We start from the raw sequence: 15,951 nt of genomic DNA on the forward strand, positions 1-15,951 counted from the left end.
AAAAAGTGCCATGCCGGTTACAGCCCAGACCATCATTTCCATCGATAAACGGCGCTTTCGTAACGTCACTGTCCCGGTATCAGCGAGACACTCGTCAATGAGTTCAGGAGAAAGGAGATCGGAAAGCCCCGAGAATTCCTGAGGCGTAAACTTATGAACGATATCGAGAGCCTGACTGAGAAGCATAAAAAAATCCGTAATCCCTGAGAGATTACGGATTCTTGCAGAACTGCCGGATCGTTCAACCGATCATTTTTGTCTTAACTGATCGGCATTACGCCGCGGCGCCTTTTTTTATTGGATTACTCAGCGTCTGCGGCTTGCGCCAGCGCGATAGCCGCGGCTTCACGTTGGGCCAAAACGCGTTCCACCGTCTCGACAATCGCCTGAGTATGGGGATCGATCTCAATGTTCACTTTGTGCCCCAGTTTTTTCGCACCCAGCGTGGTGCGCTCCAGCGTTTCCGGAATCAGGTGCACACAGAATTTGCTTTTAGTGACGTCACCCACGGTCAGGCTGATGCCATCGATACCGACGAAACCTTTATGCAGGATATATTTGATCTGAGAAGCATCCTGTAATTTAAACCACACTTCACGGTTATTTTCAGACTGGATGATTTTGCAGATTTCTGCTGTGGTCATAATATGGCCAGACATTAAATGTCCACCAATTTCGTCACTGAACTTCGCCGCGCGCTCAATATTCACCACATCGCCAACCGCTAATTCACCCAGGTTGGTAATGCGCAGGGTTTCTTTGATAAGGTCGAAGCTCACGCGATCGCCCTCAATCGCCGTCACCGTCAGGCAGCAACCGTTGTGCGCCACCGAGGCACCCAACGCTAATCCCGGTAAAAGTTCTTCCGGCAGACGTACGATATGGGTACGAAACAACTCTTTTTCTTCTACGGCGATAATTTCGGCCGTGCCCTGCACAATTCCAGTAAACATACTCTCAGCCTCTGCGAAGTTTGCGCCAGTTTATCACAGCTTGAGCAGCGCGGTTTAATTTGCCGGAGTTCAAACTTTACACAATTAACTTAACAAAATGCGATCAAAGTTTGGTGGAACGCAGCGCTACCGCTACACTAGCCGCGCATTCTTTGGGGATATCTCCCCTCTTCTCTTCTTAATTTAAGCAGGTGTTACGTGCAGAAGTATTTAACAGAAGCGCGTCAATTGCTGGCCCTCGCGATCCCGGTCATCCTTGCTCAGGTGGCTCAGACGGCGATGGGTTTTGTGGATACCATTATGGCCGGTGCGGTGAGCGCCACGGATATGGCCGCCGTTGCTGTCGGCACCTCTATCTGGCTTCCCGCCATTCTGTTCGGTCATGGTCTTCTGCTGGCGTTGACGCCCACCGTTGCGCAATTCAACGGTTCAGGACGCCGCGAACGCATCGCGGAACAAGTGCGTCAGGGTTACTGGCTGGCACTGGCCGTCGCATTTCTGATCATGGTGGTGTTGTGGAATGCCGGCTATTTGATTCATGCCATGCACGATATCGATCCGCAACTGGCGGCTAAAGCCGAAGGCTATCTCCATGCATTACTGTGGGGTGCGCCGGGCTACCTGTTCTTCCAGGTGGCGCGTAATCAGTGCGAAGGTTTATCAAAAACCAAGCCAGCCATGCTGCTAGGCTTTTTAGGTTTGCTGGTTAACATTCCCCTGAACTACGTCTTTATTTACGGTCATTTCGGTATGCCGGCTCTTGGCGGGGTAGGATGTGGTGTTGCCACCGCCTCGGTGTACTGGGTGATGTTTATGGTGATGCGTTTCTGGCTGAAACGCATGGCGAGCATGCGCGATATTCGCATGAACAGCCGCTGGTCACCGCCCTCACGCGTCATCTTGTCTCGGCTTTTTAACCTCGGGTTACCGGTGGCGCTGGCACTGTTCTTTGAGGTCACCTTGTTTGCGGTGGTGGCACTGCTGGTTTCGCCGCTGGGGATCGTCAAAGTCGCGGGGCATCAAATTGCGCTCAACTTCAGTTCGCTGATGTTCGTTCTGCCACTGTCACTCGGTGTCGCGACCACCATCCGCGTGGGATATCGTCTTGGGCAGGGCTCAACGGAACAGGCGCGTGTGGCGGCATGGACCGGACAAGGTGTCGGTATCAGCATGGCCGCTATCACAGCGATCTTCACCATCACCTTCCGTGAACATATCGCCGCACTGTATACCGCCAATCCAGAAGTGATTACGCTGGCCGCCCAGCTGATGCTGCTCGCTGCCATCTATCAGTTCTCAGATTCCATTCAGGTCATTGGTAGCGGGATTCTGCGCGGCTACAAAGATACGCGCTCCATCTTCTTTATCACCCTGATTGCCTATTGGGTACTGGGTTTACCGGTGGGTTATATTCTGGCGCTGACCGACTGGGTGGTACCGCAACTCGGTCCGGCTGGATTCTGGTGTGGATTTATTGTCGGCCTGACGTCTGCTGCCGTGATGATGATTTGGCGTATTCTTCGGTTGCAACGTTTGCCGGCGCAGATAATTTTGGCGCGCGCGGCCCGCTAAGTCGCTGAACAGGCCGTTATTTGCCCCCGCAATGCCTAAAAAAACAGCGGGTCGCACAGATGCTGGTCAGTCGTCATGGAAAATCATTTTTTCCCTTGCCAGCATCGCGGCCTGCCGTTAATATTCGTCCCCGCTGTCGCCCTGACAGCATGTTGCGCTCTTAGCTCAGTTGGTTAGAGCACCACCTTGACATGGTGGGGGTCGATGGTTCGAGTCCATTAGAGCGCACCAAGTGCGTCCGTAGCTCAGTTGGTTAGAGCACCACCTTGACATGGTGGGGGTCGGTGGTTCGAGTCCACTCGGACGCACCAAATTTCTAAAATGCGCTCTTAGCTCAGTTGGTTAGAGCACCACCTTGACATGGTGGGGGTCGATGGTTCGAGTCCATTAGAGCGCACCACTTTTTGTTTTCTCTCCCTTTGCGCAACACCCCTTTCCTTGATCTGTATCGTTTTCTCTATCAGCTTTTATATTGGTTTTCGCATACTTAGCGTCTATACTATGCCGCGTTGTCCACCTGAAAGGTTTCAGCGCTAACGTGCCTATGCCAACAACTCAAATGATTTGCGCAACACTGCTCTGCCAGTTCCCTCGCGTACTGCATAACTTCTCTGCACGCTTAGCCTCTGTCACCTATTCTTACTCCTGTACGATCCAAACCAACACCATACACATTTTCACTTCGCTGCCAAACGCCGCGAATCCCGACCTCTATCATCCATCACAACTTACAGAAAACCTGACATGAAAAAGACCAAGATTGTTTGTACTATCGGTCCGAAAACCGAATCTGAAGAGATGCTGACTCAACTGCTGGAAGCGGGCATGAACGTCATGCGCCTGAACTTCTCACACGGGGATTATGCCGAACATGGTCAGCGCATCACTAACATGCGTGCCGTCATGGAAAAAACCGGTCGTCAGGCCGCGATTCTGCTGGACACCAAAGGTCCTGAAATTCGTACCATTAAACTGGAAGGCGGCAACGATGTTTCATTAAAAGCCGGCCAGACTTTCACTTTCACCACCGATCAGTCAGTGATTGGTAACAGCGAACGTGTTGCTGTGACCTATGCAGGCTTCACCGAAGATCTGAAAATCGGCAACACCGTGTTGGTCGATGATGGCCTGATTGGTATGCAGGTTACTGAAGTCACAGAAAACACTGTCGTTTGTAACGTGCTGAACAACGGCGACCTGGGCGAAAACAAAGGCGTTAACCTGCCTGGCGTTTCCATCCAGCTGCCAGCGCTGGCTGAAAAAGACAAACGTGACCTGATCTTCGGTTGCGAGCAAGGCGTTGATTTCGTCGCGGCTTCCTTTATCCGTAAACGTTCAGATGTGCTGGAAATCCGTGAACATCTGAAAGCCCACGGTGGCGAGCATATCCAGATCATCTCTAAAATCGAAAACCAGGAAGGCCTGAACAACTTCGACGAGATTCTGGAAGCGTCTGACGGCATTATGGTTGCACGTGGTGACCTGGGCGTTGAGATCCCGGTTGAAGAAGTGATCTTCGCGCAGAAGATGATGATCAAGAAATGTAACAAAGCACGCAAAGTGGTCATTACCGCGACGCAGATGCTGGATTCTATGATCAAGAACCCGCGCCCTACCCGCGCGGAAGCAGGCGACGTGGCGAACGCCATCCTCGATGGTACTGATGCAGTAATGCTGTCTGGTGAAAGTGCTAAGGGTCGTTACCCGCTGGAATCTGTGACCATCATGGCCACTATCTGTGAGCGTACCGACCGCGTAATGAAATCTCGCATTGGCGAGCTGCAGGATTCACGCAAACTGCGCATCACCGAAGCGGTTTGCCGTGGCGCAGTGGAAACAGCAGAAAAGCTGGAAGCCCCTGTGATTGTGGTGGCGACCGAAGGCGGTAAGTCTGCTAAAGCGATTCGTAAATACTTCCCGGATGCCACCATTCTGGCGCTGACCACCAATGCGACCACCGCACGTCAGCTGATTCTGAGCAAAGGTGTGGAGACGCGTCTGGTGACTGAAATTGCCTCAACGGATGATTTCTACCGTATTGGCAAGGAAATGGCGCTGGAAAGTGGCTATGCACAGAAAGGCGACGTTGTGGTGATGGTATCAGGTGCACTGGTTCCAAGTGGCACGACCAACACCGCTTCAGTCCACGTACTCTGATTTTTGCCTGAAGTTTTATTTAAAAGCGCCTTTACGGGGCGCTTTTTTTATTCTTGCGCTAATACAAAATCCAGATTTTTCCAATCGATAATAACTATTCAATATCCCGCACAATTAAGGTTAGTCCGATTAAATCTCTCTGTTTTAGCTAAATATTTTCATCATCTTCTGCGAAACGCTGCTTCTTTGAGCGAACGATCAAATTTAAGCATGTTCTCATCAAAAATTTATTCTCAACTCAAAAAGCTTTGTGTAATACTTGTAACGCTACATGGAGATTAACTCAATTCTAGAGGGTATTAATAATGAATCGTACTAAACTGGTACTGGGCGCGGTAATTCTGGGTTCAACTCTGCTGGCTGGTTGCTCAAGCAACGCTAAAATCGACCAGCTGTCTTCAGACGTTCAGACTCTGAACGCTAAAGTTGACCAGCTGAGCAACGACGTGAACGCAATCCGTTCTGACGTTCAGGCTGCTAAAGATGACGCAGCTCGCGCTAACCAGCGTCTGGACAACCAGGCTCACTCTTACCGTAAGTAAGAGTTCTGGTTTGAAAAATGGTGCCCATGTGGCACCATTTTTTTTGTCCTGATTTTGCTTCTGAATCAGGGTTTCTCGCCGCTCTCACCCATCGCCTGACTGATGGTCGCTTGTCCTGCCCCAGCGCCACTCTGCTGTGTTTGCAGCACATCCGGCAACACCGTGTCCTGCGTGACGGGTTCGCCGCTGCTCACCAGTACCGGCATCCCTGAACGACGCGCCATCGCCTCTTTGATCAGTGCGGTATCACTCTTCTGACTATTGATAAACGCCTTAGATTTCGCAGTCAACGCAATTGGCATGGTTTGCGGATCGTCCTTCTCATTGCGCGACAACGGCTGATGCACCTCAACGTAACGCTTGCCATCCGGTTCCACCGCATACTTGATCGGCTCGTTAACGATCTGCACCCTCGTTCCCTTTGGCACGCTGTTGAACAGCGCTTCGATATCATCCGGACGCAAACGAATACAACCCGAGCTCACGCGCATCCCAATACCGAAATCGGCGTTGGTGCCGTGAATCAAATACTGGCCGGTACCGCGCGCCAGACGCATCGCAAACAGGCCCATCGGGTTGTCTGGCCCGGCCGGAACGACACCCGGTAAGGTGATGCCCTCTTTCGCGTAGCGTTTGCGGATATTGACGGTAGGCGTCCAGGTGGGATTGGGGATTTTCTGGCTGATACTGGTGACCATACTTGGTGTCGCGGCGCCCAACTGGCCAATACCGATCGGATACACCACCACGCGATTCTCCCCTTTCGGATAATAGTAGAGACGTAGTTCCGCAAGGTTGATGACGATACCTTCACGGGGTGCATCAGGCAGCAGCATTTGTAATGGAACCGTCAGTTGCGTCCCCGCTTTGGGCAGCCAGGGATCGACGCCAGGGTTGGCCTCCAGCATGCCGAGCATCCCAATCTTATAATGCGCTGCAATGCTCTCTAAGGGCCGTTTGTCGTCAGGGACAGTGGTCAGGGTATTCTCGCCAATTAAACGGCTGTTATCGGCTGGCAGGGGATATTCCGTTGCAAATGCAGGTGCAGAAAGTCCGAAGCAGGACAACAGCAATGCACCGGCTAAACGTAACGCTGGTTTCATGCAATTTTCTCTTTGTCGGATGGAACAGACCCCGGTCATGCCGGGGTCTGGAGAGTGTAACTTAGCTGAGGCTTTGAGCGTTATGACGGATCGCGCGAATCATCGCTTCCAATCCTTGAGAACGTGTAGGAGTGAGGTGTTGAGTCAACTCTAATTCTGCGAACCAATGACCGACATCCAGCGCGAGAATCTCCTGCGCTTGCAAGCCCTGATAGAGGCTAAATACTACCGCAATCAAACCTTTAACAATGGCGGCATCACTGTCGCCTTCAAAGGCGATGGTGCCATCAGCTTGTGGGGTCATGCGGATCCACACCTGACTCTGACAACCCGAAATCACATACTCTGGCTGCTGTAAGCTTTCAGAGGATTCTGGTAATTTCGCACCGAGTTCAATGATGTAGAGATACTTCTCTTCCCAGTTTGCGCAACGGTTAAAGTTGCGCACCAGCTTCTCTTTTTCTGGCAAATTCGCCATGGATAACTCCTGAAATCTGCTCAACCGCCCAGCAGACGATGAATACGCGTCAAACCTGCTGCCAGGCGATCGGCTTCTTCTTCACTGTTATACAGCGCAAATGAGGCACGACACATTGCGGGCACCGCATAGTGGCGCATCAGAGGCATAGCGCAATGATGTCCGGTGCGGATGGCAATGCCGTATTGATCGAGGAAACTCCCGACGTCAAAGGCATGATGCTTACCAAGGTTGAATGCCACCACGCCACTGCGTTGTGCCGGACCGTAGATAATCAGGTCGGGTACCGACGCGAGCTTATCTAATGCGTAACGCATCAGAGAGGTCTCACGTTCGTTGATGACATCCAATCCCAGCTCACTGATCCAGTTCAGCGCCGCGCCTAAGCCGATAATGCCACCGGTATTCGGTGTGCCAGCTTCAAAACGCCATGGCGTGCTGTTCCAGGTGGTGCCGGTTGGCAGCATCACCTGATCGATCATCGAACCACCGCCTTCCCAGGGTGGCATGATCTCCTGTAGCGCTTTACGCGCATACAACACGCCGATACCGGTCGGGCCATAAATTTTATGGCCAGAGAAGACGTAGAAATCGCAATCGATATCCTGCACATCCACTTTGTGATGCATCACCGCCTGCGCACCGTCCACCAGCGTGACAACACCCGCGGCTTTCGCCTGCGCCACGATGGCTTTCACCGGATTGACTGTACCGAGCACGTTAGAAACGTGCGCCACTGCCAGCAGGCGCGTGCGGCTATCAATCAGCCCGCTCAGCTGCTCAACAGCCAGTTCGCCCTGCTCGTTAAGCGGCAGAACGCGAATTTCAGCCCCGGTGCGCTGCGCCACCATCTGCCACGGCACGATATTAGCGTGGTGCTCCATCTCCGTGATGATGATGTTATCGCCCGATTGCAGCTGACTGCCGCCCCAGCTGTTGGCTACCAGATTGATGCCTTCAGTGGTGCCTTTAACGAAGATAATCTCTTCGGGCGATGCCGCATTGAGAAAACGCGAGGCTTGGGTGCGCACGTTTTCCATATCGGTGGTGGCTTGCGCACTGAGCGAGTGAATGCCACGGTGCACGGCTGCATAGCCGTGCTGGTAAAAATAACTTTCCGCATTGATGACCGCGAGCGGGCGCTGAGCGCTGGCCGCGCTATCAAGGTAGGCCAGCGGATGTCCGTTGACCTCACGTTTCAGAATCGGAAATTCCGCTCTGATTCGTTCGAGATCGAAAGTCATAACTCAACTCCAGGGAAACGCGCACTAATGCGTTCCAGCACCAGCTGGCGCAGCGGTTCTTCTTCCAGCAGTTCGGTCAATTCAGCCGCGAACGCATGGATAATCATCTGCTGTGCGGCATCTTCAGGGATACCACGCGAGCGCAGATAGAACATCTGCTCATCGTCGATACGGCCGATGGTCGCACCATGGCTGCACTTCACGTCATCCGCATAGATTTCCAGCTGCGGCTTGGTATCCACTTCCGCCAGGCGACCGAGCAACAGGTTGTTGTTGGTCATCTGTCCGTCGGTTTTCAGTGCATGCTTCGCCACTTTAATGTGACCGTTGAAAATCGAACGGCCTTTATCGCGCGAGATGGTTTTGTGCAGCTGACGACTCAGGCAGTAGCCTTTGTTGTGTTCCAGATAGCTGCGGGTATCCGCCACTTCTGCGTTGATCGGCAGCACCAGACTGTTCAGTGAAAGCTGGGTGTTTTCACCGTTGAGCTGCACGCTGGTGTTGTGACGAGACAAGCCAGCACCCAGCAGGAAGCTGGTGCTGCTGACCTGTGCATCACGACCAATGACGATGTCATTGTGTGCAAAGTGATAGCTACTGCTCTCTTCGAACGCCAGCTTGATGTGTTTCAACTGGGCATTGTCGGCGACAGCAAAGGTAAAGCGAGCACCGGTAAAGTGGGCCGCACCGTTCAGCGTCACGTAATGCTCAATCACTTCAGCTTCGGCGCTCTGCTCCAGCTCAAGATGATGGCGGTGATGAACGGTGTTCAGCGCATCGGCTTTGCCGCTGGTGATGTGCAGTAAATACAGCGGACGTGCCGCCGATTTGCCGCGCGCCAGACGAATGGAAGTCACTTCTTCCGCCAGGCTTTCGGTGAGATGCAGGAACACTTCTGGCTGCACCGCAGCCGGCAACGGGCGGCGTTCAGCCGCACGGCTGTGCTGCACGTCAAACAGATCGGTGTCGCGCGCGCTCAGCTCAGGCTGGAAGCGGCCATCAACAAACACCAGACGCACCGCATCCACCGGTAGCGCCAATTCAGCAACCTGTTCCGCCGTCACGGTCTGCGCTTCTGGCAACACGAACTGGTTGGAGAACAGGCCATCCAGCGCGGTGTATTTCCAGTTTTCATGCTTACGGGTCGGCAAGCCGACACGCATTAATTGCTGCCAGTGCTGCTGTGCCTGCAGAGAACGCACCTCACCGCGCGATTCAAACAGGTGATGCCACTGTTGCAGGGCGTTATCACTCTTCGTCGGTAAGCCAGCCATAGCCTTGCTCCTCCAGCTGTTTAACCAGCGAGAAATCGCCAGACTTAACGATTTTGCCCTGATACAGCACGTGCACGTGATCTGGCTTGATGTAATCCAGGATGCGCTGGTAGTGGGTCACTATAATGAATGAACGCTTACCGTCACGCAGGCTGTTAACGCCTTCAGCGACGATTTTCAGCGCATCGATATCCAGACCGGAGTCGGTTTCATCCAGGATGCACAGTTCTGGCTCAAGAGCAGCCATCTGCAGAATGTCGTTACGCTTCTTCTCACCACCGGAGAAGCCGACGTTCACTGAACGGGTCAGCAGATCTTCAGGCATCTTCAGCAGTTTAATTTTGTCTTCGATGAAGTCCTGGAAATCAAAACGATCCAGCTCTTCCTGCTCACGGTATTTGCGCACCGCATTCACAGAGGTTTGCAGGAAGAATTGGTTGCTGACGCCCGGGATTTCAACCGGATACTGGAACGCCATGAAGATGCCTTCGCCGGCGCGCTCTTCTGGCTCCAGCTCAAGCAGGTCTTTGCCATGGAAGCTGACAGAACCACCGGTCACTTCGTAATCTTCACGACCTGCCAGCGTTGCAGACAGGGTACTTTTACCTGAGCCGTTAGGGCCCATGATGGCGTGGACTTCGCCTGGTTTCACTTCAAGGTTCAGACCGCGCAAAATCTCTTTGTCTTCAACGCTAACCTGTAAATCTTTAATGCTTAACATACTCTTTCCTTCACATTGCTTCCGGCAACGCGTGTGGCATCAGCCCACACTGTGCTCAAGGCTGATAGCCAACAGTTTTTGCGCTTCCACGGCGAATTCCAGTGGCAGCTCGGAGAAAACGTCTTTGCAGAAGCCGTTGACGATCATTGAGATCGCATCTTCTTCGCTAATGCCGCGCTGCAGGCAGTAGAACATCTGGTCTTCACCAATACGCGAAGTCGTGGCTTCATGTTCCAGCTGTGCCGTGTTGTTGCGCGTTTCCACATATGGGAAGGTGTGCGCACCGCATTCGGCACCAATCAGCATCGAGTCACACTGGGTGAAGTTACGCGCGTTGGTCGCGGTTGGCATGATTTTCACCAGACCACGATAGGTGTTCTCACTCTTACCGGCGGAGATCCCTTTCGAGATGATGGTCGACTTGGTGTTCTTACCAATGTGGATCATCTTGGTGCCGGTATCCGCCTGCTGACGGCCGCTGGTCAGCGCCACGGAGTAGAACTCACCCACGGAATAGTCACCGCGCAAAATGCAGCTTGGGTATTTCCAGGTGATGGCTGAACCGGTCTCAGACTGCGTCCAGGACATCTTGCTGTGGTCGCCTTCACACAGCGCACGCTTGGTCACGAAGTTGAGGATACCACCCTCGCCTTCACCGCCCGGGAACCAGTTCTGTACGGTGGAGTATTTCACTTCGGCATTTTTGTGGATGATCACCTCAACCACTGCGGCATGCAACTGGTAGGTGTCACGCACCGGGGCTGAGCAGCCTTCGATATAGCTGACATAGCTGTCTTCATCGGCGATCAGAATGGTACGTTCGAACTGACCGGTTTTCGCCGCGTTGATACGGAAATAAGTCGACAGCTCCATCGGGCAACGCACGCCTTTAGGGATGTAGACAAAAGTCCCGTCTGAGGCCACAGCAGAGTTCAATGCCGCGAAGAAGTTATCGTTGTGGGGAACCACAGTACCGAGATACTTCTGCACCAGCTCTGGATGATCGTGAATCGCTTCGCCGAATGAGCAGAAGATAATGCCTTGCTCAGCCAGTTTGTCACGGTAGGTGGTGGAAACGGATACGGAGTCAAAAATCGCATCAACCGCGACTTCACGTCCTTCACGTACCGGAACACCCAACTGATTGAAAGCGTCTTCCACTTCTTTGGTCAGGTAATCGCTTGACGCGACGCTGCCAGAGGTTTGCTTCGCACCCGGTTCAGACGCGCAGCTATCATCACAGTTGCCGCAAGACGGCGCGGAATAGTAGCTGTAGTCCTGATAATCGAGTGAGGCGTAGTTAGCTTTCAACCAGTGTGGCTCTTCCATCTCTAACCAGGCACGGAAAGCCTTGAGGCGGAATTCCAGCATCCACTCAGGTTCGTTACGTTTGGCCGAAATAGCACGCACCACATCTTCATTGATGCCGTGTGCCAATTCGTCGGTTTGCAACTGGGTAAAGAAGCCTTCTTTATAATTAAGGCTACCTTCCCACGTTTGTACATCGTCAGATGCTTCGCTGTGTCGTGACATTTTACTTACTCGACGCCAAAGCTCTCACCGCACCCGCAGGCGTGCTGAGCTTTAGGGTTGTTGAATTTAAAAATCTGGTTCAGGCCTTCACGGACATAATCCAGTTCGGTACCGTCAACAAACGGCATAGCCTGAAGAGGCACAAATAATTTTGCGCCGAATTGCTCAAACGTCAGGTCGTCATCGGCTGGCTCTTTTGTCAGATCCATAACGTACCCAAAACCGGCACAGCCGGACTGCTTCACACCCAATCTAAGGCCCTTAACTTCAGGATCCGCCTCAACCAGGTTAAGAATCTGTTTCGCTGCCGATTCGGTCAGCGTAAGCCCTTTCCAGACGAAATCGTCGGGTGAAAAGGAAGCTGCATTTACTGATGACATAGTGCTACCTCGTAAGTCTGGGCCTTTTCAGGCTATCCCCCTATGGTAGTGATATCAGATACCACTTCAACCTCTTGTTTTGCAGGGATAATCATCTCGTGCTGTTTTTTACTGTTGCTTTATTAAGCATAGTCTCTTCAATCGAGCTTGTGAGCGGCATTCCCGTGCGCGCCACACCCGCGTAACCCGTTAAAATGACGTAAAATTTAGAAATTCAACTTTACGACATCGTCATGATTGATAGGTTACGCCTTTCTTCAATGTAAAGAGATTGTTATTGCCGATTTTAGTAACAGGCAAAGGAAATCAAAAAAATTCATTGCGGGAATTGCATTCCTGACGCGGTTGAATATGATAATGATTATCATTAACCCATTTAAGGTAGCGACATGACGCTTACCGTCTCAGCCTGGTTACAACACAAAATCGATGAATATAAGTTTTCAGTGCGTGATATCACCGTCGACTTCTACATGGCTCAGGCTAAGCTCAACCGCACCGATTGTACTATTGACCAACTGCGTCGCTTTAACGACACCTGTCTCGACATGGCAGAAATCTGCGAGCTTAACGGCGACGACCAAAGCTATCTGCATGCCATGGGCAAGCTCCATCACCGCTTAGTGCAGGAGATGGGTAATGCCGATCGCGACCGTTTATTCCGTATTCAGGCCTATCAACTGGCGCGCCTGTCGTTGACTCGCTTGTGTCATCAACTGGCGCTCAGCGGCGAGTGGGATAAAGCCACCAGCCTGCAGAGTGATTTCGTCCGTCACGCAGGCTGGATATTCTAATCCAGCTTTGTGACGACTCCTACAATTTGTTTACATCATTTCCAGTAATGCCTGCAGCGGATGGCGCATGCCATTGCCCTCGGCGCGTTTAACCTGGCTGCGACAGGAGAAACCTGTCGCCAGACAACGCTGACGTGGCAGTTTCTGTAACTGCGGATGCCATGAGAGTTCGTAGATGCCGAGCGAATTTTCGAGGTTCTTGCTCTCATGTCCGTACGTCCCCGCCATACCGCAACACCCGACGTTGACGTTCTCCAGCTTCGCACCGAAACGCGCAAAGATGTCCTGCCACTCATTCGGCGTTGAGGGCAGCGCAGTGACTTCAGTGCAGTGTGCAAACAGATACCAGGCCTCGCCGCTGGCAGTCTGCACCGCGCGCGCATCAAGGGCTTGCTGCAACCATTCGTGGACCAGTTGCACCTTGAACTCACAGCGCTGCTCACCCAGCACTTCCTGATATTCATCGCGATAACACAGTACCGTTGCGGGATCGACCCCAACCATCGGCATTCCCAATTGGGCGACACGATTAAGAAACTCGGCGGTTTTGCCGGCAGTGCGCGCAAAGCGCTGCAGGAAGCCTTTCACATGTTGTGCTTTGCCATTAGGTGAGAAGGGTAATAACACCGGGCGGTAACCCAGCTTCTCAATCAATTTGACGAAATCGGTCACCAGCTGCGCTTCGTAATAGCTGGTGAACGGATCCTGCACCACCAGTACACAGTTTTCACGTTGCGCACTATCCATCGCTTCAAGCTGTTCCAGCGTCAAACTCATCGCCGGATGGCCGCCGAGCTGCTGTTTCAGGCTTGGAGAGGAGAGCAATGGCAGATCGACCATGCCAATGTGGGTTTTACTCAGATCGCGCACCCACGGCTGCTTGAGGAAGAAGTTGAACACCTTTGGCGCTTTGGCCATCAAAGGCGCATAACTCTCTACCGTTGCCACCAGATGATCGCTCATCGGACGCAAATAGCGCGTGTGATAAAGCTGCAGGAAGCGCGAGCGGAAGCCCGGTACATCAATCTTAATCGGGCACTGCGTCGAACAGGCTTTGCAGGCTAAACAGCCTGACATCGCCTCTTTCACTTCATGAGAAAAGTCATACTCGCCCTGCTTCGCGTGCCAGGAGTTACGCGTGCGTTGGATCAGTGTGCGCAGGCTGGCACCCTGTTTAGGCAGCGCCTGTTCCAACTGCGAGGGATCAACGCCCTGCTCTGACAGCAAACGCAACCATTCACGCGTTAGCGTCGCGCGTCCTTTCGGCGAATGGATACGGTTGCGGGTAATCTTCATCGACGGGCACATCGGGCTGCGCGCATCAAAGTTGAAGCATAAGCCGTTGCCGTTGCACTCCATGGCGCCGCGCCAGTCAGTTCGCACCGTGACCGGAATCTGACGATCGTAAGTGCCGCGTTTCACCGCATCCACCTGCATCATCGGCTCGTTGCTGCCCAGCGGGGTGCAAATCTTGCCGGGGTTCAGGCGATTATCAGGATCGAAGGCGGCTTTAATTGCGCGCAGTTCGTTGAACAGCGTCTCGCCAAAAAATTCCGGGCTGTACTGCGCGCGGAATCCTTTACCGTGCTCACCCCACAGTAATCCGCCGTAGCGTGCGGTCAGCGCCACCACTTCGTCGGAGATTTGCTTCATCAGCATCTCTTGCTGCGGATCGCACATGTCGAGCGCAGGACGCACGTGCAGCACACCGGCGTCCACGTGGCCAAACATGCCATAACTCAGGCCATGGCTATCGAGCAAGGCGCGGAAATCGACGATGTAATCCGCCAGTTGTTCTGGCGGAACTGCCGTGTCTTCCACAAACGGAATCGGCTTGGCGCGCCCTTTGGCGTTACCCAGCAAGCCCACCGCTTTTTTGCGCATATTATAGATGCGCTCGATACCGCCTAAATCATTACACAGTTGATAGCCGATCACACCGCCCTGCTGCTGCGCCATCAGCTCATCCAGTCGACCGCACAGGCTGTTGACCTGCTGTTCAATCAATTCGCCGTTGTCACCGGCAAATTCAACAATATTCAGGCCGAGCATTTCCTTGTCCGGCACATCGGTAATCAGCTCTTTTACCGAATGCCAGACAATGTCTTCACGCGCCAGATTCAGCACTTTTGAGTCGACGGTTTCCACTGACAGCGCTTTGGCTTCCACCATAAACGGTGCATTACGCAGCGCAGAGTCAAAGGAGTCGTACTTGATGTTCACCAGACGACGCACTTTAGGGATCGGCGTGATGTCCAGACGCGCTTCCGTAATAAAGGCCAGCGTCCCTTCTGCACCGCATAACAAACGCGTCAGATCGAAGGTTTGCATGTCATCGCTGAACACATGACGCAAGTCATAACCGGTCAGGAAGCGGTTAAGCTTAGGGAATTTATCCAGAATCAGGTCACGCTGATCGCGGCAGCGATTCAGCACCTGATGATAAATACGCCCCTCTGCGGTGGGCGTGGTTGCCAGTTGCTCAGCCAGTTCGGTGGGCATCGCGCGGGTATCCAGGATATCGCCGCCGAGCAGCACCGCCCGCAGCCCTTCCACGTGATCCGACGTTTTGCCGTAGACCAATGAGCCCTGCCCGGATGCATCGGTATTGATCATGCCGCCTAAGGTAGCGCGATTGCTGGTGGAGAGCTCCGGCGAGAAGAAGAATCCATAAGGCTTCAACCAGGCATTGAGCTGATCTTTCACCACGCCCGCTTCCACACGCACCCAGCCCTGTTCAGGATTGATTTCAAGGATGCGATTCATGTAGCGCGACATGTCGACCACAATGCCCTGATTGAGTGACTGACCGTTGGTACCCGTTCCGCCGCCGCGTGGGGTAAACACCAGGCTGTTAAACCGCGTTTCGCTCGCCAAACGAGCGATTAACGCCACGTCCGCCGTCGAACGCGGAAACAGCGCAGCATCGGGCAACAGCTGATAAATGCTGTTATCGGTGGAAAGCGAGAGACGATCGGCATAACTGGTGGCGGTATCGCCGGTAAAGCCTTGTTCTTTTAATGACTGCAGGAATGTCAGCACCAGTTGAACGAGGCCTGGCGCCTGGGAAATCTGTGGGATCATTATTGCGTGACCGAGATGTTGTAAACGTTTGCGTGGTTATTTTTTTCAACCACTGGTTTTATCATATTTTTTTAATGGCTGCTGTTTTTTCAGGAAAGACCTCCGCGACACCTGCT

The 15,951-nt window shown here is 53.0% G+C and carries 14 protein-coding genes and 3 tRNA genes; 7 read left to right on the plus strand and 10 right to left on the minus strand.

Annotation, left to right across the window (positions count from 1 at the left end; all coding sequences use genetic code 11):
- Together FD744_RS10150 and FD744_RS10155 are read right to left on the minus strand one after the other, a co-directional pair.
- Window positions 1-186 (minus strand): transposase domain-containing protein (locus FD744_RS10150; protein ID WP_202403470.1); only part of this gene is annotated, 186 nt, incomplete at its 3' end.
- A 116-nt stretch (window positions 187-302) separates the two neighbouring features.
- Window positions 303-953 (minus strand): riboflavin synthase, encoded by a 651-nt coding sequence (locus FD744_RS10155; protein WP_034821656.1) that lies wholly within the window; start codon window positions 951-953, stop codon window positions 303-305.
- Window positions 954-1,151: 198 nt separating this feature from the next.
- Here FD744_RS10155 and FD744_RS10160 point away from each other — a divergent pair, with 198 nt between their 5' ends.
- The 6 genes from FD744_RS10160 (at window position 1,152) to FD744_RS10185 (ending at window position 5,224) form a co-directional block, all read left to right on the plus strand.
- Window positions 1,152-2,525: an MATE family efflux transporter gene (locus FD744_RS10160; protein WP_160868154.1), complete on the plus strand. Its 1,374-nt coding sequence runs from the start codon at window positions 1,152-1,154 to the stop codon at window positions 2,523-2,525.
- 154 nt (window positions 2,526-2,679) lie between these two features.
- Window positions 2,680-2,756: transfer RNA gene (locus FD744_RS10165), tRNA-Val, on the plus strand.
- 3 nt (window positions 2,757-2,759) lie between these two features.
- Window positions 2,760-2,836 (plus strand) — tRNA-Val (locus FD744_RS10170).
- Between the two features lie 12 nt (window positions 2,837-2,848).
- A tRNA-Val gene (locus FD744_RS10175) sits at window positions 2,849-2,925 on the plus strand.
- A 344-nt stretch (window positions 2,926-3,269) separates the two neighbouring features.
- Window positions 3,270-4,682, plus strand: a complete 1,413-nt coding sequence (pykF, locus tag FD744_RS10180; protein WP_160868155.1) for a pyruvate kinase PykF — start codon at window positions 3,270-3,272, stop codon at window positions 4,680-4,682.
- 305 nt (window positions 4,683-4,987) lie between these two features.
- Window positions 4,988-5,224, plus strand: coding sequence for a major outer membrane lipoprotein (locus FD744_RS10185; protein ID WP_007374746.1), 237 nt, complete (start codon window positions 4,988-4,990; stop codon window positions 5,222-5,224).
- A gap of 65 nt (window positions 5,225-5,289) precedes the next feature.
- Here FD744_RS10185 and FD744_RS10190 read toward each other — a convergent pair whose 3' ends face one another.
- From FD744_RS10190 to sufA, 7 genes are all read right to left on the minus strand, one after another.
- On the minus strand, window positions 5,290-6,327 hold the full coding sequence (locus tag FD744_RS10190; RefSeq protein ID WP_160868156.1) for a L,D-transpeptidase family protein: 1,038 nt from the start codon (window positions 6,325-6,327) through the stop codon (window positions 5,290-5,292).
- Window positions 6,328-6,388: 61 nt separating this feature from the next.
- Window positions 6,389-6,805, minus strand: coding sequence for a cysteine desulfuration protein SufE (gene sufE / locus FD744_RS10195; RefSeq protein WP_038647304.1), 417 nt, complete (start codon window positions 6,803-6,805; stop codon window positions 6,389-6,391).
- Window positions 6,806-6,825: 20 nt separating this feature from the next.
- Window positions 6,826-8,049 (minus strand): cysteine desulfurase SufS, encoded by a 1,224-nt coding sequence (sufS, locus tag FD744_RS10200; protein WP_160868157.1) that lies wholly within the window; start codon window positions 8,047-8,049, stop codon window positions 6,826-6,828.
- The gene (gene sufD, locus FD744_RS10205; RefSeq protein ID WP_160868158.1) at window positions 8,046-9,323 is read right to left on the minus strand and encodes a Fe-S cluster assembly protein SufD; all 1,278 of its coding nucleotides are present in this window, start codon (window positions 9,321-9,323) and stop codon (window positions 8,046-8,048) included. Before sufD ends, sufS begins: the two co-directional genes overlap by 4 nt.
- Window positions 9,298-10,044 carry a Fe-S cluster assembly ATPase SufC gene (sufC, locus tag FD744_RS10210; protein WP_034821684.1) on the minus strand — a complete coding sequence of 249 codons (747 nt, stop codon included), beginning with the start codon at window positions 10,042-10,044 and terminating at the stop codon, window positions 9,298-9,300. The genes sufD and sufC overlap by 26 nt, the downstream gene beginning before the upstream one ends.
- A 39-nt stretch (window positions 10,045-10,083) precedes the next feature.
- Window positions 10,084-11,577 (minus strand): Fe-S cluster assembly protein SufB, encoded by a 1,494-nt coding sequence (gene sufB / locus FD744_RS10215; protein WP_038647310.1) that lies wholly within the window; start codon window positions 11,575-11,577, stop codon window positions 10,084-10,086.
- 5 nt (window positions 11,578-11,582) lie between these two features.
- Window positions 11,583-11,957, minus strand: a complete 375-nt coding sequence (sufA, locus tag FD744_RS10220; RefSeq protein ID WP_038647312.1) for a Fe-S cluster assembly scaffold SufA — start codon at window positions 11,955-11,957, stop codon at window positions 11,583-11,585.
- A gap of 389 nt (window positions 11,958-12,346) precedes the next feature.
- On the opposite strand from sufA, the gene FD744_RS10225 reads away from it, so the two are divergent.
- On the plus strand, window positions 12,347-12,751 hold the full coding sequence (locus FD744_RS10225; RefSeq protein ID WP_045813973.1) for a hypothetical protein: 405 nt from the start codon (window positions 12,347-12,349) through the stop codon (window positions 12,749-12,751).
- A 30-nt stretch (window positions 12,752-12,781) separates the two neighbouring features.
- Here the strand turns inward: FD744_RS10225 and FD744_RS10230 are convergent, their stop codons facing one another.
- The gene (locus FD744_RS10230; RefSeq protein ID WP_160868159.1) at window positions 12,782-15,835 is read right to left on the minus strand and encodes an FAD-binding and (Fe-S)-binding domain-containing protein; all 3,054 of its coding nucleotides are present in this window, start codon (window positions 15,833-15,835) and stop codon (window positions 12,782-12,784) included.
- Window positions 15,836-15,951: the final 116 nt, after the last annotated feature.

The sequence above is a fragment of the Pantoea sp. Taur genome (genome assembly GCF_009830025.1).
GTDB classification, from domain to species: domain Bacteria; phylum Pseudomonadota; class Gammaproteobacteria; order Enterobacterales; family Enterobacteriaceae; genus Pantoea; species Pantoea communis.